General features: G+C 61.9%; 12 protein-coding genes. 4 read left to right on the top strand and 8 right to left on the bottom strand.

Annotation, left to right across the window (positions count from 1 at the left end):
• The first annotated feature begins 58 nt into the window (after nt 1-58).
• The 3 genes from rfbA to ACOIX3_RS14150 are packed head-to-tail and all read left to right on the top strand — an operon-like array spanning nt 59 to nt 2,760.
• A complete protein-coding gene (gene rfbA, locus ACOIX3_RS14160) occupies nt 59-970 on the top strand; it encodes a glucose-1-phosphate thymidylyltransferase RfbA (protein WP_420970418.1) in 912 nt (303 codons plus the stop codon).
• Nucleotides 960-2,027, top strand: coding sequence for a dTDP-glucose 4,6-dehydratase (gene rfbB, locus ACOIX3_RS14155; protein WP_420970417.1), 1,068 nt, complete (start codon nt 960-962; stop codon nt 2,025-2,027). Before rfbA ends, rfbB begins: the two co-directional genes overlap by 11 nt.
• 25 nt (nt 2,028-2,052) lie before the next feature.
• Nucleotides 2,053-2,760, top strand: coding sequence for a hypothetical protein (locus tag ACOIX3_RS14150; protein WP_420970416.1), 708 nt, complete (start codon nt 2,053-2,055; stop codon nt 2,758-2,760).
• A gap of 103 nt (nt 2,761-2,863) precedes the next feature.
• On the opposite strand, the gene ACOIX3_RS14145 is transcribed toward ACOIX3_RS14150, so the two are convergent.
• On the bottom strand, nt 2,864-4,093 hold the full coding sequence (locus ACOIX3_RS14145; protein WP_420970415.1) for a glycosyltransferase family 92 protein: 1,230 nt from the start codon (nt 4,091-4,093) through the stop codon (nt 2,864-2,866).
• 292 nt (nt 4,094-4,385) lie between these two features.
• On the opposite strand from ACOIX3_RS14145, the gene ACOIX3_RS14140 reads away from it, so the two are divergent.
• Nucleotides 4,386-5,531, top strand: coding sequence for a hypothetical protein (locus ACOIX3_RS14140; protein WP_420970414.1), 1,146 nt, complete (start codon nt 4,386-4,388; stop codon nt 5,529-5,531).
• 105 nt (nt 5,532-5,636) lie between these two features.
• On the opposite strand, the gene ACOIX3_RS14135 is transcribed toward ACOIX3_RS14140, so the two are convergent.
• From ACOIX3_RS14135 to ACOIX3_RS14105, 7 genes are all read right to left on the bottom strand, one after another.
• A complete protein-coding gene (locus tag ACOIX3_RS14135; RefSeq protein ID WP_420970413.1) occupies nt 5,637-6,560 on the bottom strand; it encodes a glycosyltransferase family 2 protein in 924 nt (307 codons plus the stop codon).
• 11 nt (nt 6,561-6,571) lie between these two features.
• Nucleotides 6,572-8,779, bottom strand: a complete 2,208-nt coding sequence (locus tag ACOIX3_RS14130; protein WP_420970411.1) for a glycoside hydrolase family 99-like domain-containing protein — start codon at nt 8,777-8,779, stop codon at nt 6,572-6,574.
• A gap of 334 nt (nt 8,780-9,113) precedes the next feature.
• Nucleotides 9,114-11,147: a tetratricopeptide repeat protein gene (locus tag ACOIX3_RS14125; protein ID WP_420971732.1), complete on the bottom strand. Its 2,034-nt coding sequence runs from the start codon at nt 11,145-11,147 to the stop codon at nt 9,114-9,116.
• Nucleotides 11,147-12,493 (bottom strand): HlyD family type I secretion periplasmic adaptor subunit, encoded by a 1,347-nt coding sequence (locus tag ACOIX3_RS14120; RefSeq protein ID WP_420970410.1) that lies wholly within the window; start codon nt 12,491-12,493, stop codon nt 11,147-11,149. Before ACOIX3_RS14120 ends, ACOIX3_RS14125 begins: the two co-directional genes overlap by 1 nt.
• A complete protein-coding gene (locus ACOIX3_RS14115; protein ID WP_420970409.1) occupies nt 12,483-14,717 on the bottom strand; it encodes a peptidase domain-containing ABC transporter in 2,235 nt (744 codons plus the stop codon). The genes ACOIX3_RS14120 and ACOIX3_RS14115 overlap by 11 nt, the downstream gene beginning before the upstream one ends.
• Nucleotides 14,718-14,913: 196 nt before the next feature.
• Nucleotides 14,914-15,528: a class I SAM-dependent methyltransferase gene (locus tag ACOIX3_RS14110; RefSeq protein ID WP_420971731.1), complete on the bottom strand. Its 615-nt coding sequence runs from the start codon at nt 15,526-15,528 to the stop codon at nt 14,914-14,916.
• A gap of 345 nt (nt 15,529-15,873) precedes the next feature.
• Complete coding sequence (locus ACOIX3_RS14105) at nt 15,874-17,760, bottom strand: calcium-binding protein (RefSeq protein ID WP_420970408.1); 1,887 nt, start codon at nt 17,758-17,760, stop codon at nt 15,874-15,876.
• Nucleotides 17,761-17,770: the final 10 nt, after the last annotated feature.

The following is a 17,770-nucleotide window of genomic DNA, read 5'->3' as shown; positions in this document are numbered from 1 at the left end:
ACAAACTTGTGCAGCGCACGCTATATGTTATGTTCTGATAATCAAATTGTGAGGGACCATGAAAGGCATTATCCTTGCCGGTGGCACCGGCTCGCGCCTCTACCCCGTGACCACCGTCGTCTCCAAGCAGCTGCTGCCCGTCTTCGACAAGCCGATGATCTACTATCCGCTGTCGACGCTGATGCTCGGCGGAATCCGCGATATCCTGATCATCTCCACGCCGCAGGACAAGCCGCTGTTCCAGCGTCTGCTCGGCGACGGCAGCGAGATGGGCGTCCGGTTCGCCTATGCCACGCAGGAGACCCCGCGCGGTCTCGCCGACGCCTTCATCGTCGGACGCGAGTTCATCGGTGATGACTCGGTGGCCCTTGTGTTAGGGGATAACATTTTCTACGGCCACGGCCTGCCGAGCATGCTGTCGGCCGCCTCGGTCCGCAAGAAGGGCGCCACCGTGTTCGGCTACGTCGTCAACGCGCCCGAACAGTACGGCGTGATCGAGCTGGACGGCACCGGACGGGCGCTGTCGATCGAGGAGAAGCCGAAGCGGCCGAAATCCAACGTCGCGGTCACCGGTCTCTACTTCTACGACAATGACGTGGTCGATATCGCCGCCGGCATCAAGCCGTCGCCGCGCGGCGAGATCGAGATCACCGACGTCAACAAGGCCTATCTCGAGCGCGGCGATCTCTATGTCGAGGTGCTCGGCCGGGGCTTTGCCTGGCTCGACACCGGCACCCATTCCTCGCTGGTCGAGGCCAGCCATTTCGTCCAGATCCTGGAGCAGCGCCAGGGCCTGCGCATCGCCTGCCCCGAGGAGATCGCGCTGCGCCAGGGTTACATCTCGCTGGAAGCCTTCGCGAGGGTGGCACAGAAGACCGCCAAGAGCAGCTACGGCGAGTATCTGCTGTCGGTCTATCGCTCGTTCCAGGGGCAGCCCCGTCCAGCCGAGGTATTCAAACATGCGGTTTAAGGGATCGACGATCTTCGTCACCGGCGGCGCCGGCTTCATCGGCTCCGCCGTGGTCCGGCACCTGCTGCGAGACACCCACGCCCGCGTCGTCAACATCGACAAGCTGACCTATGCGGCAAACCTGGCCTCCCTGCCCGGCTCGACCGAGAGCCTGAACTACACCTTCGAAAAGGCCTGCATCTGCGAGGCGCAGGTGCTGCGCCGGCTGTTCGAGAAATATCAGCCCGATGCGGTGATGAATCTTGCGGCGGAAAGCCATGTCGACCGCTCGATCGACGGCCCCGGCGAATTCATCCAGACCAACATCGTCGGCACCTTCACGATCCTGCAGGAGACGCTGCGCCACTGGCGTACGCTGTCGCACGAGAAGCGCGACCAGTTCCGCTTCCTGCACATCTCGACCGACGAGGTGTTCGGTTCGCTCGGCGACGAAGGCCTGTTCACCGAAACCACGGCCTATGCGCCGAACTCGCCCTATTCGGCCAGCAAGGCGTCGTCCGATCATCTGGTGCGCGCCTGGCGCGAGACCTACGAGCTGCCGACCCTGGTGACCAACTGCTCCAACAATTACGGCCCCTATCACTTCCCGGAAAAGCTGATCCCGCACATGATCATCAAGGGGCTCGCCGGCGAGCCGCTGCCGGTCTATGGCGACGGCCAGAACGTCCGCGACTGGCTGTTCGTCGAGGACCACGCCAAGGCACTGACCTTGGTGCTAGAGCGCGGCGAGGTCGGCGAGACCTACAATGTCGGCGGCCGCAACGAACGCACCAATTTGCACGTCGTGGAAAGCATCTGCGACCTGCTCGACGAGGTCATGCCGGCTGCGGCGGGCCCGCGGCGCCAGCTGATCAACTTCGTCGCCGACCGGCCGGGCCACGACCGCCGCTACGCCATCGACGCCACCAAGCTCGAGACCGAGCTCGGCTGGCGCGCCGAGGAGAATTTCGAGACCGGCATCGCCAAGACAGTGCGCTGGTATGTCGACGAGCAACCCTGGTGGCGCGCGATCCTGGAGCGCGGCTACAAGGTGGAGCGCGTCGGGCTGAACCAGTAGCAGCCGCTCTCTCCAAGCCATCGGCGTGGACAGCGAACCGGAAGCCGGCAAGCGCGATGAAGATTCAACCGGATCTCATCGCGGCTTGACGAGCCGCGACCGCCTTCCGACGGTGGATTGGCAACCACCCGCCACACAACAAATCGAGAAACCAAGGGATTCCGCCATGAACATCGCAATGGACGGTCAGGAACAGACATTGTTCAAAAGCTTCGTGGATATCTCGACGCGCTTTCTGGAATTCGGGTCGGGAGGCAGCACCTGGCTCGCCTGCCAGACCAAGAAGGACTGGGTCATCTCCATCGATTCCTCGTCGGAATGGCTCTCCAAGGTCGCCGACGCCACGCGCGGTGCGAGCACCCAGCCACAGCTGCTGCACGTCGACATCGGCAAGCTGCGCGAGTGGGGTTACCCGGTGGAGAAGGAGAAGGAGAGCTCCTGGCCCGATTATCACGAACGCATCTGGGAGCGTCCGGAAAGCAAGACGGCGGACTTGTATTTCGTCGACGGCCGGTTTCGCGTGGCTTGCTTCGTGCAGTGCGTGCTGCACGCCGCGCCGGGAGCTTTCATCGCAATTCACGACTTCGAGAACCGCCCCCACTACCATTCCGTGCGGACGGTCGCGCGCGAAATCGCGCGGGCCAACAACATGTCCGTCTTCCAGAGGCCGGCAAGGATCGACGTCGATGCCGCACAAGCCCTGCTCGCGAAATACCGCCTGGAGCCGCTATAGCGACCAGAGCCTCTGTAGCCGGCCGCTACGGTCGACGATCACTTCAACGCACGAAACAAAAAGGGCGCGCCGATTGGCGCGCTCTTTTTGCTTTTCCCGGATTTTAGACCTGAACCAGCTTCTTCAGCTCCGGAAGAAACCGCTGGATCGTCGCGTCTTCGATATCGTTGCGATCCCGCAACGTGAAGAACTCCATCGCGCGGATCTTCTCGGGATCGCCATCGGCGAGCGGCCTGCCGCGCTCACGCTTCTTCAGCAATTGTTGCCGCGACTTCGTGTAATAGTGGTTGATGACGAGCTTGTCGCGCTTGGGAGCCGTGCAGCGGCCGCCGATCGGGAAGACGGGCGTGCCGTCTTCCTGGACGTAGCAGCCCAGGACGAGCGATTGATGGGGATGCAGGTAGGACACGATGGTGTCCGGCCGAATGATCGACTTCATGATGAAATGATCCGGGAAATCGTCCGGAGCGCGACGCGTGAAGGACTCGATGCACAGGCCGGCCGGCTTCGCGTCGTGACCGTTCGATCCGAAGTTCAGCCAATGCACCGCCACCGCCGGCGCTGATCCAACCTCCGCCAGCACGTCCTTGATGTTGCCGGCCTTCGTCGGAAACAGGTACTCATCGGCATCGATGAAGGCGCACCATTCCGAGCAATTGCGATAGCTGTCGATCGCATGAGAGAATGCGCGCATCTGGCCGAATTCCCCCTCCACGAAATGGTAGGTGATCATTTCGGGCCACGGGAAGGCTTCGATCACGGCGCGCGTGTTGTCGGTGCTGCCGTTGTCGTAGAGATAGAAGTGATCGACTCCGACCAGTTTGTGAAAGTGCAGCCATTCCAGGAGGTCGTCGCCCTCGTTCTTGATGGCGCACACGGCGGCCAGGCCGTGCTTCTTCCGATCGACCCCGACATAGAGCTTCTTCGCCTCCATCACGCGCAGCAGGCCGGCAAACTCTCGCCGCAGGTTTTCGCTTTTCGGAGCCGCAGCGAGCGCGGAAAGATAAACGTCCTGCGCTTCGTGGGCTGATCCCATGTTGAGATCCGCGATCGCAAGGCGATGCAATATCCGCGAGTCGGACGGCAGCTGCTTGACGAGGTCGAGAAGGATTGCGCGCGCTCCGGCGAAATCACATGCCTGCACAAGCGCTGCCGCCTTTGCAAACTGGAATTCCTTGTAGTGGCCGTATTGCTGCTCCAACTGCTCGACCGATTGGATGAGGTCGTCGGGCTTCGGATTTGCGATCCGCCCGGAAAAGAAATCTCGAAGCCGTGTCTCGATCTCACTTGCTGGAAGCGTATCGAGATTCACGCCTGAGCTGAAACTAGACAATGCAGGAATTTCCATGTCCAACCTGAGCCGCTCCCCACGAGATCAACAAGCAATTACCATTGGTTCGCACCACGAATTCCCTATTAGCGCACTTATCCTACAAGAATAAGGCTATAACACGTAGCGCTCACATTTAACTGTTGTAAGGTTATTTCGAGGAAAATCAATACAATAGAAGCAGAGGGCTCGCTGTCATTTGCACGAAACCGTCGCACCGGACGGGAACGATCGGAGGTCGCCAATGGACAATGGGAATGCAGCAGTCCGTAAGCCGTTCGCGCTTACAAGACGGATGTTTTTGACATCGTTATCCGCAAGTCTCCTGCCCGGCTCGCTCAGCGTGCTGGGTTCCGGCCATCCGGCTGCGGCCGCAGCATCTTCCCGTCCGCTGGTCGGAGCGATCCGATGGGACGCCTGGTATGCGCCGGGCTCGCAGCCGACCGAAGCCATGAAGCAATCGCTCGGTCCGGAAAAATATCGTTGGCGAACGCCCTTCTTCGGAACGCAAATGAACCGCGATCCCAACGCGCTCGATTTTTCGGCTTCGATCGAGGCCGAGATGGACAAGGAGATCGACCAGGCCATCTTTGCAGGACTGGACTATTGGGCGTTTGCCGCCTACGGCGCAAACCACCCGATGTCGAAGGCCCTGTATGCGTTCAGGGCCCGGCCAAAGGCGGCCGGACTGAGATACTGCATGTTCACCGAACTCGGGCGATGGGGATCGGCAGCCAAGCTGTCCTCACTGCCCCAGGAGCACATCGGCCTGATGGCCGACAAGAACTATCTGAGGGTGGAGAACGATCGGCCGCTGTACTTCCTGGGCTTCATCAAGGGAGCGGACGTGCAGCGAAGCTGGGGAGGCGTGCAAGGTCTGCGCACCCAGCTCAGCAAGTTCAAATCCGACGCCAACGGCGCCGGGCTCGCTGATCCCTACATCGTGCTGGCGGGAGACGCGAAATTCCTGGGCCAGGAGGCCGCCAATCTCGGCGCCGACGCGGTCGGGTCATATGCGATCACGACCGGCAACGGCCGCGGAAGCTTTGCCGATCTCGCGAAGTATGCCGAAAAGGGCTGGAACGATCTTTCCGCGAGCCAGGTCCCGGTCGTGCCCACGGTGATGACCGGATGGGACAGGCGCCCGCGCATCGAACGTCCGGTGCCCTGGGAAAAATCGCAGCGTCCCGGCGATGGCGTCACCAATTTCTACACCGCGCCGACGAAGAAGGAATTGGCGAGCCATCTGGCGCAATCGATCAGCTGGGTGAACAGCCGAGCGCCCGATCGCCGGGCCCCCGCGGTGCTGATCTATGCCTGGAACGAAAATGACGAAGGTGGCTGGCTGGTCCCGACCGTGCCCTGCCAAACCGATCGCCTGGAAGCGCTGCGCGAAGTTCTCAAGGCGACGGCAAAGACGGCGTCGAAGAACCTCTGCTAGGTCGGCTTTACAGACGTGTGTCGCGGCTTGCGTGAAGCCGCGCCGCACTCTCAACCAAGGCTCCGTTCCGATTGCATCGGAACGGGCAAGGCGGCTCCCTCCCGATCAGCGCCAGCGCAGCGGCCTGGTCCGATCGTTCGACTCCACCGTCCGATGTTCAGGATGATAGGGCGCGTAGATCTGCTTGACCCAATAATTGAAGTTCGGGTGCAGCTTCACGAAGTCATAGAATGAATCGCCGAAATTGGACGGGCTGAGGCAGGTCTTGTTCTGCGGCCGCGAGGAGATCGCATTCAGGCAATACGACTCCATGCAAGCCTTGGTCTCGCTCTCCGCCACCTTGCTCAGGCTTCGGAAGCTGTTGGTTGAGTGAAGTCGATACAGATAGCGGTCGGTCTCGAGATAGGTCGGCTCGACCTTGGTGACGGCGCGCAGGGCGAAGTCCCAGTCGTGACAGTATTTGAGGTCGGCGAGCCAGCCCACCTGCCGCAGCAGTTCACGGCTGAAGACGAAGTTTCCGGTCGACGCGGCAATCTGGGAATCCAGGAATGTCCATGACAACGGCGCACCCGCAATCTGGGCCCGATCGATCGCATAGCGCAGGCGTGTCGGAAACTGGTAGTTGCTGATCGACCTGCCGTGCTCGTCGATCGGCTCGACGGCCGAGAAGCCGAAGAACAGCCGCTCATTGGCATATTGATCCGCGAACAGCCGCACCCGCTCCTTCGCAAAGGCATCGTCCGAGTTCAAAAGGAAGATCATGTCGCCGCTCGTCAGCGACAATGCCCTGTTCCAGGTGTAGTGGGCGCCGAGGTTTTGCGGATTCTTGAGCAGCTTGCAGGAGACAAAGCGCTTTCCGAACGACCGCTTCTTGATCACCTTCTGCGCGACTTCAAAACTCTTGTCCGGCGAGTGGTCGTCGACGATGACGAGCTCAATGTCGGCGAAAGTCTGCTGATAGACAGTCTCGAGGCATTCCTCGAGATACTGCTCGTGCTTGTAGCACGCGATGACGACACTTGCGAGCATCGGCGGCGACCTCAACGTCTCACGATGATCGAATGGCGGGACCTGACCAGCGCGCTGGCGCCGTCGCCGACCTCCAGCACCGCGAGCTGATATTCACCATCCGGCAAATCCCGAATCGAGAAGGACAGCTGGAAGCCGAAATAGCAGTCCTTGCTTTCAGCCTTCATGTATTCCTTCACGTCCACGCGTTCGTGCCAATCGACGATCAGGCAGTACCGGCTGTTGACCGCGCCATCCGGCGCAAACGCCGACAGCACCAGGAATCCTGTTCGTTGCCGGCTTGCCTCGAACGTATTGCCCGCGCAGATCCATCCCCGCACCAATATCTCGAAGCGCGGATCGACGATCACCCGCTCACCGGTCTGAGAATTGATGTTCTCGATGACCAGCAACGAACCTGCCGGATTATCGGACGCGCCTTCTGCCTCGACCGGCGTGCCGTTCCTGACGCGCTGTACGCCCGAATGAGTGAGACCTGAGCGGTGCAGATTTGCGAGCACTTCGACATGGGTCGAGGCCTCCTTCACCGCCCACTCCAACTCCTGCCGGCTCAGGCAATCGAGCAGATCCGGGCTATTCCGGATCTGCGCCGAAATCGGCTCAGCCGAAGCCACCCTTCGCACGACGTCCAAAAATGCCCGTCCGTGACGCGAATCCGGCTCGAGATGAGCACCCTCCGCCCACTCGTTCCAGGAATTGATGAACACCAGCGACTCGGAGAAGCTGTTCCCCTTGGCCCGCAACGTCGCGTCGCGAAGCCAGACCTCGAACGCCTCCGGGCTCGACCTGGTGAAGACGTGACCGCGCGCGCCCTTGCGAGGCGTATTGTCCCAGCGCGGCATCACGGCAGGAAAGAACGGGAAATCGTAGGTCTTGCCGATCGACGATCGCATCGCATCGACATAGTCGTACACCTTACCGGCGAAGGTCGGCGGAGCATCGACTTCGGCCGGCGGCACCTCCCGCGTCGAGACCGTGTGCGGCGGAAATTCGATCGCAGCATCACAATTGACGTCGCGCGGATCGAACTCTCCGAAGGTCATCGCATTGCAAATCAGCAGTTCGCCGATTCCAAGTTCTCGGGCCCTCTCGCGCCAAATCTCGAACAGACGCTGCTTGTCCGGCAACAATGACGGTCTGTAGACGACGATGATCTTTCGACCGTCGACCGTGATGTAGCGCTCATCGAGCAGCAGGTCGGCCATGTCATCGATGAAGCGGACATCGTCGTCGAGCGAATGATTTTGTCCCAACAGGAGCTCGGCATCCGAGCCGTCCCAGCGGCGGGACCAGTTCTCGTTGGCCCAGCAGATGCAGAAGGGCAGGTTCGGCTCGCCGTCCTCGAGCAGGAGCTGAAGCGGCTTCTCCAGCAGCCGTCGTCCCTGAAACCAGTAGACGTAGTAGCAAAATCCATCGATGCCGTATTTGCGCGCGAGGTCGCCCTGCTGACGGCGCGTCTCCGGCAGCCGGACGTCATAGAATCCGAGATCGGCCGGCAACCATGGCGACTCGTGAGCCGGAAACTGGGCACGCATGCGCGCGACGTTGGTCCACTCGGTGAACCCCGGTCCCCACCACCTATCATTTTCTTCAAATGAATGGAACTGCGGCAGGTAGAAGCAAATGTAGCGCACCTCTTTGGTCGCGGCAGCCGCGGGTCCGGCGATTGTCCTGTTGTCGGTGTTCGGAAACAGCAGATCGTCGTAGTCCTCGATCGAGAAGCCCAGCGCGACGACCACTTCGCTCGCGGTAAAATTCTCGAACAGCGGTATCTCGTAGTATTCGCCATCGTTCAGGCTGATGCGCAGATAGATCTGCGCGTGCTTGGGCTCCACGAGCGTGTTTCGCAGGGCGCGCGCCAGCCGACGGCGCACACCCGGCGTGGATAGATCGATCCGGAATCCGGGACGTCCGATCACGCTCCGCGGACCGATGCGGGCCGGCATGGAGCGGCCGGTGCGTCCCTCTTCGACACAGTGGGAAGCGACAAAGAGCGCTATCGAGACCGTTGAAGCAGGCGACTGGGCATCGACGATCCAGCCCGAGATTCCCCGCCCCGAATATTCGAGGATCGCGCCACGCAACCGCGATCCCGACTGGAGATCGCTGATATCGGGATCCAGGAACAGGCTCTGCGGATGGTCTTCCTGCTGAACCGGGCTGGCAACGGGCAACATATCCTTCGTATCCCTGACGCTCCGTTCGACCATCTTGTTCATTGCCACTCAATCTCCTGCCAACGTTTAACGCCGGCTCCAGTTTCTTTCCCGGTCACGCGGACGTTCGATCCCGGGATCACATTGCCTGACACGCTCCAGATCGTGACCTCTCGGTTCTTATCGATCATCTTCACACAACCAGAGGTGCAATGAGCATTTATTCCGCGAACCCACATTAACGCAATCTCTCTATCGTCGATATGAAAGCCATTGTTAGTTCTGCCTAGATTGTCACGCGGACATGCACGCTTCCGTGCCTTCGCGCCCAAAAACAAAGCCGTGTCACCGTCTCTGTCATTGCTTGCGCGCGACGTGATGTCCGCCTCCAACAATCTCAGCCGACGCTCTCGCCCATCGCCTGCAGACGACGCAGCGCACCTTCGTTGTTCTGCTGCGCCGCCTGTCGATACCAGCGCAGCGCCTGATCGTGGTCCTGCGCGACGCCATTGCCGGCACGCAGTGCATCGCCGATGGCGACTTGGGCTTCGGCCATGCCCTGCTCCGCAGCCGCCGCGAACCATTCGGCCGCCTTGGCCGGATCGGCGTCGCGGCCCTGACCTCGCCCGAGCATCACGGCAAGGTTGTATTGCGCTGTCGTGTGGCCCTGGCGCGCCGCGGCTTCGTACCATTTCACGCCCTGGGCAAGATCCTGCTCGATGCCCTGCCCGGTGCAATACATCACCGCCAGCTTGAACTGCGCTGCGGCGCTGCCGCCATCGGCAGCCTTGACGATCCAGCCGGCGGCGGCCTGCGGATCCTTGAGGGCGCTCTTGGGATCGGAATACAGCAACGCCAATGTGTGCTGGGCCTCGACATGGCCGGCACTTGCCGCGCGCTTGAACCATTGCGCTGCGGCCGGTAGATCGACGGCGCCACCGGACCTTCCCATGTGAAGCCCGCCCAACTGGAATGCCGCTGCGGAATGACCGACCTCGGCGGCATCGGTGAGCAGCGTGCGTGCTTGCGCAAGACCCGTTTCGGATGGCTCTTGCTGGATCAGAAACAGGGCATAGGCCGTCTTTGCATCAGCGTCGCCACCCTTGGCCGCCTTGCTGAGCCATTCGGCAGCGCGCACCTGGTCGCGCGGCACACCGTTGCCCGCCGAGTAGAGCCGGCCGAGTTGCACGCCAGCGGCGCTGATGCCTCCCTCGCACGCGCGCTCGAACCACTTGATCGCGGCCGCGACATCGCGCGTCACGCCGTTGCCGTTGAGATAGAACACCGCGATGTTGTGGGCCGCTGTGGCATGGCCGCTCTCGGCGGCGCGTTCGAACCATTTCGCAGCCTGGCGGATGCTGGGCGGAACGCCGGTGCCGGTGGCGTAGAAGCGCCCGGTAAAGAACTGCGCCTGCACGTCGCCGCGCTCGGCCGCCTTCTCATACCAGTACGCCGCCTCGCGCAGATCCGGCTCGGCGGCGGTGCCGAGCGCATAGAACTCGGCCAGCGCCTGGATCGCCGGCAGGTAATCCTTCCGTGCCGCCTTGCGCAGCGCGGTCTCGGCCTTGTCGAGGTCCTTGGCCGCCCCTCTGCCGCTCAGCCGCAACAGCGCGATGTTGTAGAGCGCGATGGTATCGTCATGAGCAGCGGCACTCTGAAACAGCCGCGCGGCCTCTTCGACATTTTCGGGAAGCCCGGTGCCCTTGAGACACATGAAAGCGAGCGCCACCTGCGCGCGGACATGCCCCTGCTCCGCGGCCTTGTGATACCAGATCGCGGCCTGCGCAAAATCGACGGGCACGCCGCGTCCCTGATAATGCACGTCACCGAGCGCGAATTCGCCGGCCGCCGCCTTCTGCTCGGCCGCGGCCTCGTACCAGCGCAGGGCAACAGCGTGATCCTTGGTGCAGCCTTGCCCGTTGGCGTACATGTCGCCCAGGAGCGCCTGAGCGTCCGCCTTACCGGCCTCCGCCGCCACCGACATCCAGAGGAAGGCGGCGTCGAGATCCCTCGGCACGCCGATCCCGTTCGGGAACACGAGATCGTGCAGGTTGGTCGCCTTGTCACCCAGCCGCGCCGCCGTGGATTGCCGCCACATCTCAGGCCTGTTCGGTCCGAGCGCGGCCTGAAACCCGTGGAAGTAGATCAAGCCAAGCTGGAATTGCGCATCGACATGTCCGTTCAGGGCGGCGCGTTCATACCACGCGACCGCGTCCGGAAGGTTGCCGATGACGCCTTCGTTCCGCGCGTAGAGCAGCCCGATCCGGTAATCCGCCTCCGGGTTGCCCGCCCGCGAGGCAAGCCGCCACAAGCGCAGCGCCTCCAGATATTGCCGGTTCTCGTAAGCCTCCAGCCCCCGTTCAAACTGCGATGAGTCTGAACGGGACGAACCGGGTCGGAGCAGATCGAGAAGGGATCGCGTCGATACCATCATGGCTCGCGCATTGCTTCTTTTGCATTGCGCAGCATGCCGCCGAGCAAATACATCGCAACCGATCGGGTGCCGACATTGACATCGCCCTGCAGCGTCATGCCGGGGATGAGGCGGAAATTCTTCGGAACATCCTTGAAGTTGGTCTCGTCGACCGAGCATCGCGCCTTGTAGTAGGCATCGACCGGCTTTCCGTCTTCATCGGTGGTGAAGGCGCCTTCGCTGATCCAGCGAATCTTGCCCTGCGCCGTCCCGTGCTCCGCCGCGTTGAAGGCTTCGACCTTCATCGTGCAGGGGTCGTTCGGCCGGACGAAGCCGACATCGCGCGACAGGATCTGAATCTCGGCCTCGAGCCGGGTCTTGAGCGGCATCAGCGTAATGAACGGATCGCCCGGCTTCAGCACCGATCCGACCGAGAGCTTGGCAAGGGTCAGGACGACCGACGGCTCGGCAGCCGTCCACCGCACCAGGTCCTGATGCTTGATGGCCTTGTCATAGTTGGAGCGGGCCGCGTCCAGGCTGTTGCGCGTCGTGACCAGATCCTGGCTCAGCTGCGCATTCCATTGCTCGGCGAAGGCCTTGCGATCGGCCTTCAACGATTCCAGCTGGTGTTGCGCCTCCAGCAGGGTGTTGTGCGTGTTGTCGATCTGGCGCAACAGCTCCAGGCGATTATCCTGAGACAGATACAGGTTCAGCTTGGACCCGCTGCCGCTTTCGGCAAGCGTCGAGCGCATGTCCTCGATCTTGCCGGCGATTTCGGCACGTTGGCTGTAGCGCTCGTCGTCCTTCTTCGACTTCTGGATCGTCGCTTCGGTCTGGCTGATCTTGGAGTCGTAGCTGTTCACCTGCGCATTGTACTGGGCGACGCGCTGGTCGTAGAGCGCCTTCTGCAAGGCGTTGTACCGGGTGGCTTCCGGATCGTTGGACTGACCGAATGTCAGCGGCTTGCCGGACAATTCGGCCTCGTCTCGGGCAACCTGTGCGTCAAGGCTGGCAATCTGCGCCTTGTACTGCGTCACATCGGCCACGGTGAAGGTCGAGTCGAGGGTCGCGAGCAGCTGACCGGTCTCGACCTGCTCACCTTCCCGAACATCGATCGTCTTGATGATCGACGCGTCCAGCGCCTGCAGCACGTTGATCTGATCGACGGGAACGATCCTGCCGCCGACGCTCGTGATGACCCGATCGACGCGCGTGAAGCACATGATCGCCACGATGGAGACCATGAACGCCGACAGCACGAACAGCGTCGCACGGGCCAGCAACGGCTCGGCCGCCTCGCGGATGGCGTCGGTTTCGGACTGGAACTGGCGAACGGTGGCGAGCGAAGCCTGATTAGGAGACAAGGGTCGGACTCCTGAAGTTCTTCTCGTTGCGGCCCGCCGGCACCAGATGCGTATTCTGCTGGTACCAGAGCGAGCTGTAGATGTCGTTTCGTTCCAGAAGCTCGTCGTGGCGGCCGATATCGTTGACCACGCCGCGATTGAGCACGAGGATCGCATCGGCCTTCGTCAGCGACGACAGCCGGTGCGAGATGATGATCAGCGTGCGTCCCTGGGCAATCCGCGAAATATTCGCGTTCACGATCGTCTCGCTCTCGGCATCGAGCGCGCTGGTGGCTTCGTCCAGGATCAGGATCGGCGGATTGACGATCAGCGCTCGTGCGATCGCGAGGCGCTGACGCTGCCCGCCGGAGAGATTGGTGGATCCCTCGTAGATATAGGTCTCATAGCCGCGCGGCAGCTTGTCGATGAACTCCTCGGCGCCGGCCAAACGCGCCGCCCTGACAATATCGTCGAAGGTCGCATCGGGCTTTGCGGCTGAAATGTTCTCGCGGATCGTGCCGCTGAACAGGAAGTTCTCCTGCAGCACGACGCCGACGTTGCGCCGGAGATGGTCGACATCGTATTCGCGGACATCGATACCGTCGACCTTGATCAGACCGCCGTAATCGGAGTGCAGACGCTGCAACAGCCGCGTGATCGTGGTCTTGCCCGAGCCGCTCTTGCCCATCACGCCCAGCGTCGTACCGAGCGGAATCTCGAACGAGACGTTGTTCAGCGCCGGCGACACCGCTCCCTTGTATTTGAACGTGACGCCGGAGAATTCGACCAGTCCCTTGAGCGGGACCCGCACGCCATGGCCGGAACGTCCCTCCTCAGGCGGCTGATTCACCAGCCGGCCGACGATCGAGACTGCCGTGCGCGCCTCGTCATATTGGTTGATGAGCTGGGCCATCTGCATCAGCGGGCCGGCAACGCGTTGCGACAGCATCAGAAAGGCGAACAGCGCGCCGACATAGACCGGATCGCCGCTCGACACGGCCAGGTAGACACCGAACGCATAGGGCGCACTCACCGCCAACCGTTCCAACGGACGCACCACCGTCTGGATCGCGGTTCCGGTCAGGCCTTCGGCCAAACGCGCCTTGGCGACGCGCGCCACAAGCACATCCCACATGTGGCGCTGCCGCGTGTCGAGCGCCAGCGATTTGATGGTCCGCATGCCGTTCAGGCTCTGGATCAGGAACGCGCCCTGCGCGCCTTCAGCCGCCAAGGTTGCCGAGGACTTCTTCCGGTAGGTCGGCAGCATCAGGATGAGCCAGGTTACGATCACCCCGGCAAAGGCAAGAACCATCAGCGTCATGATGGGACTGAAGAAGAACATGACCGGTAGGAAGAAGAACAGCGTCGTCGAATCGAGAACGGTCCCGAACAACTGCCCGGTCAGAAAGCCGCGAATTCGAAACACCTCGCGGATGTCCCGCGAAATCAGGCCGACGGCGTTCTGCTCGAAGTAGTCGATCGGCAGATTGAGCACTTTCTCGAACACGTAGGTCGACAGCTTGACGTCGAGGCGGGCCGTCAAACGCTGCACCAGATACTGCCGCAGGAACGTGAACGCCGCCTCGAACATGATGACCACGAACATGGCGATACACAGCACGTAGAACGTGTTGTAGGCCTTGTAGAAAATGACCTTGTCGGAGAGCAGCCGCCAGAACATGATCGGTGCCAGGCCCATGAAGCCCAGGATCAGCGCCGCGATCGCGACGTCGCGCAGGATCCGCCGTTCGCGGAACAGCAATGCGGTGACGAAGCCGAAGCTGAACGGCTGGGTCTCGTCGGAGATCTCGTAATCGCGCTTGGCCATGACGACGTCGCCCGACCAGATGTCCTCGAAGCGCGGTTGATCGATGACGAGCAGCGCATCCTCGCTCGCGTTCGGATCCTGCAAGACGACCCGGGTGCTGTTTTCATCGCCTTCGAGGCGCAGCAAGACCATATGGCTGCCATCGCGCAGGCGAACGATTACCGGCAGCGCCCGCTTGAGCTGGCTCAGCCCCTTCCAGTCCAGCGAGACGGCCTTTGCCGTCATGCCCGAGGAATTCGCGCACTTCAAAAGCTCGGCAAGCGTGACTTCCTGGTCACCCAGCAGATTGTCATGGATGAGCTGGGACGGGGTCAGGTGCAAACCATGTTGTCTTGCCACGATGACGAGACAGGCGAGACCCGAGGGCGGCAGCGCCTCCACCGAGGGTGCGCCGACGAGCGAGAGGTGTTTGGTCATGGAAGCCTCGAGGTTTCGACTGCGCAAGATCCGGTCCCTAGCGAGATATAACTTATCACTGTTAGTTCGCTAACGCAGCATTTTCAGCGCATGGTTCCGAAAAGATATGTGTCGCAACAAGCACAGAAGCCAGTTCCGGCCATTGCCACCGGTGGTTTAACCACGGAATCATTATAACATTATTTAACATCTACAATCACGGGGCGGCGGCCTCCGTCTCCCGGAAGTCGAAGCCGCAGGCCTCGAGCTGCGGCCGGATACGCCTCTCCTCGGCCCCCGGCATGAGCGCCAGGGCGCAGACTTCGAAGTTCCCGCTGCGAACGGACACCGTCGGAAACCCGGCGCTCAGCAGCAGGTTTCCCATGCGATCGCACGAAAACCCGGTCTTGTGCGCCATGTGGTGGCGTCCCTGCTCGATCGCGCCGGAGTGCCCGTAGATCATATCAAGCGGCCGGATCGGACCGGCCGGCGAGACATAGGCGACCGCACCGAGGCCCTGGGTCAGCATGTGCTGAGCCACCGCCTCCAGGTCGGGCGACATGATCAGCGCGAATCCGTCCGGCTTGAGAACCTCGCGGAACTGGACGAATGTGGGATGTATCTCATGGGCATAGAGATGCTCCATCAGATGGGAGCACCAGATCGCGTCGAACGAGGCCGGCCGGCACAGTTTGGCGAGATCGGTAATCGAGCCGACGATATCCGGACTGACGCTGCCGTCGACATCGAGGCGAACCTCCTCCCATTCATGCGACGTCAGGAGCGGCTGGATCCGCTTGGCAACCGTCGATCCAGCACCGGCGTTCAGCATTTTCTTCTTGGCCAATTCGAGAGCTCCGCGGTTCGCGCATTAAGCGGCTGATTTCTGCAGCGATCGCTCGTCTCGACCAAAGCTGCCGGCGCCGCGGGAAACCATCGGCCACGGCACCACTCAATCGAGCGAGCCACACGCCTTTACAAAAGCTACGTGGTCCGAATGTGACGAACTAACGTTCTAACGTCCGTTAACGAAATGCCTGGAGCGGAACTTGAGACGGAACTGGCCCGATCCGACGCCGAATGATCGACAAGTTCCGATCTCCGCGTTCGCACACCAAAGAAAGCGCCGCCCGACCGAGGTCGAGGCGGCACCCTCACTTCGTGAAGAACTGGGATGTTACAACCTGGTCGAGTGACCATCGTTGAAGATCAGGTATTCGATGTTGCTGATCTGGGTCACCTGGCCATTGCTGAAGTTGATGTTCAGAGAACCGTCCTTGCCCGCACTGATGTCGGTCACATCGGTTGAAGCGTGATCCAGGAAGGTCAGCGAGTCCTTGCTGCCGCCGCCGCCGTCGATGGTGTCCTTGCTGTGGAGGTTGGACAAATAGAAGTAGTCCTGGCCCGAGCCACCGACCATCGAGGCCGTGCCGGTGGCGGAGCCGACGAACGACGAACCGCCATTGCCGCCGATCAGCGTCTGTGTGCCCGAGCCGGCAACCATCGTATCGTGGCCGGAGCCGCCATGCAGCGTGTCGTTGCCGGCACCGCCATAGAGCGAGTCGTTGCCGTCACCGCCGTAGAGCGAGGTCGCATGCGAGGCATCGCTGCCCGAATAAAGCACATCGTTGCCGGCGCCGCCGTACTCCGCAACCGTGCCGGTGCCGCCCACCAGCAGGTCGTTGCCCGCGCTCCCATCCAGCGAGTCGGCCCCCCCACCGCCATAGAGCGAATCGTTGCCATCTCCGCCATCAAGCGAGGTCGCGTGCGACGCATCGCTGCCCGAGTAGAGCACGTCGTTGCCGCTGCCGCCGTATTCGGCAACAGTGCGGATACCGCCGACCAGGAGGTCGTTGCCGGCGCCGCCGTACAGCGTATCGACACCCGCACCGCCATACACCGAGTCGTTGCCGGAGCCGCCGTCGAGGATCGTGCCGTGCGCCGGATCGGAGTGCGAGTAGATCGCGTCGTTGCCGCTGCCACCATACTCCGCAACAGTCCCGGCAGCACCGATCAGCAGGTCGTTGCCGGCACCGCCGTCCAGCGTGTCGGAACCGATATCTTTAGGGTTATACCCCGCACCGGCAACCAGCATGTCGTCGCCTGCACCGCCGTCGAGCAGCGTCCCGAACGTCGCACCGGAGCCTGAATAGAGAAGGTCGTTGCCGCTGCCGCCGTACTCCGCAGCAGTCCTGATGCCGCCCTTCAGCAGGTCGTCACCGGCGCCGCCATCCAGCGTGTCGGCAACGCCACTGGCACCACCTTCCAGCGTGTCGTTGCCGTCACCGCCCGACAGGAACGAGCCGTACCACGCAAACAAGTTCGCGTAGAGCAGGTCGTCGCCGGCGCCGCCGTAGAGCTGATCGCTGTATACGCCGGCGACCAGCGTGTCATTGCCCGCGCCGCCGTCGAGAGTCTCGTTGTAGAAACCCCCGCTCAACCAGTCGTCACCAGCGCCACCATACAGGCGATCATTGCCCCAGCCACCGAACAGCACGTCGTTGCCGCTACCGCCGTCCAGCGTGTTGATCCGGTCCAGTGAGTCCAGCGAGCTGCCGGACAGCAGGGTATCGTTGCCGCTACCGCCATGCAGGTCCGACCAGTCACTGCCATAAAGCCAGTCGTTGCCGGCGTCGCCGTAAATCTGGGTGTGGCCCACGCCGCCACCGTAGACCGTGTCGTTGCCGGCCCCGGCAAGAACCGTCGTACCGCGGTTGTTGTTGATGGTGATATCGTCGTTGCCGTCGCTGGTCGCGACCACTACCGGGGCGGCGCCGTTCACGGTCAGCGTCACGTCGCTCTTGATGGCTTCGATGATCGCCTTCAGCTTGGGGTCAAGCTTGATCGTATTATTGGCGTTGGTTTCGATCAGAACATTGGCGTTCGGATCCGGGTTGCTGATCCCGGCGCCCACCTCGACCGGGATCGTCGCGCCGTCATCCGGGCTGGTGTAACCGATCCCCGCGCTGATCAGGTAGTCGAGAATCTGTTGCCGGGTTGCGTGATCGATCGTGGAGCTGAGCGCTGCCTTGAGCTGCGTCTGGTTCAGGTTTTGCGTCACCATCGATGTCGCC

The sequence above is a fragment of the Bradyrhizobium sp. B120 genome (assembly GCF_049075665.1).
In the GTDB taxonomy this organism is placed as follows: Bacteria; Pseudomonadota; Alphaproteobacteria; order Rhizobiales; family Xanthobacteraceae; genus Bradyrhizobium.
Note: the sequence above shows the minus strand (reverse complement) of the source record. Positions and strands in the feature narration are given on the sequence as shown.

Bases quoted from the DNA above. Each gene is read 5' to 3' on its own strand.
- rfbA (WP_420970418.1), top strand. From the start codon at position 59: ATGAAAGGCATTATCCTTGCCGGTGGCACCGGCTCGCGCCTCTACCCC.
- rfbB (WP_420970417.1), top strand. From the start codon at position 960: ATGCGGTTTAAGGGATCGACGATCTTCGTCACCGGCGGCGCCGGCTTC.
- ACOIX3_RS14140 (WP_420970414.1), top strand. From the start codon at position 4,386: ATGTTTTTGACATCGTTATCCGCAAGTCTCCTGCCCGGCTCGCTCAGC.
- ACOIX3_RS14135 (WP_420970413.1), bottom strand. From the start codon at position 6,560: ATGCTCGCAAGTGTCGTCATCGCGTGCTACAAGCACGAGCAGTATCTC.
- ACOIX3_RS14130 (WP_420970411.1), bottom strand. From the start codon at position 8,779: ATGAACAAGATGGTCGAACGGAGCGTCAGGGATACGAAGGATATGTTG.
- ACOIX3_RS14125 (WP_420971732.1), bottom strand. From the start codon at position 11,147: ATGGTATCGACGCGATCCCTTCTCGATCTGCTCCGACCCGGTTCGTCC.
- ACOIX3_RS14115 (WP_420970409.1), bottom strand. From the start codon at position 14,717: ATGACCAAACACCTCTCGCTCGTCGGCGCACCCTCGGTGGAGGCGCTG.
- ACOIX3_RS14110 (WP_420971731.1), bottom strand. From the start codon at position 15,528: ATGCTGAACGCCGGTGCTGGATCGACGGTTGCCAAGCGGATCCAGCCG.
- ACOIX3_RS14105 (WP_420970408.1), bottom strand. From the start codon at position 17,760: ATGGTGACGCAAAACCTGAACCAGACGCAGCTCAAGGCAGCGCTCAGC.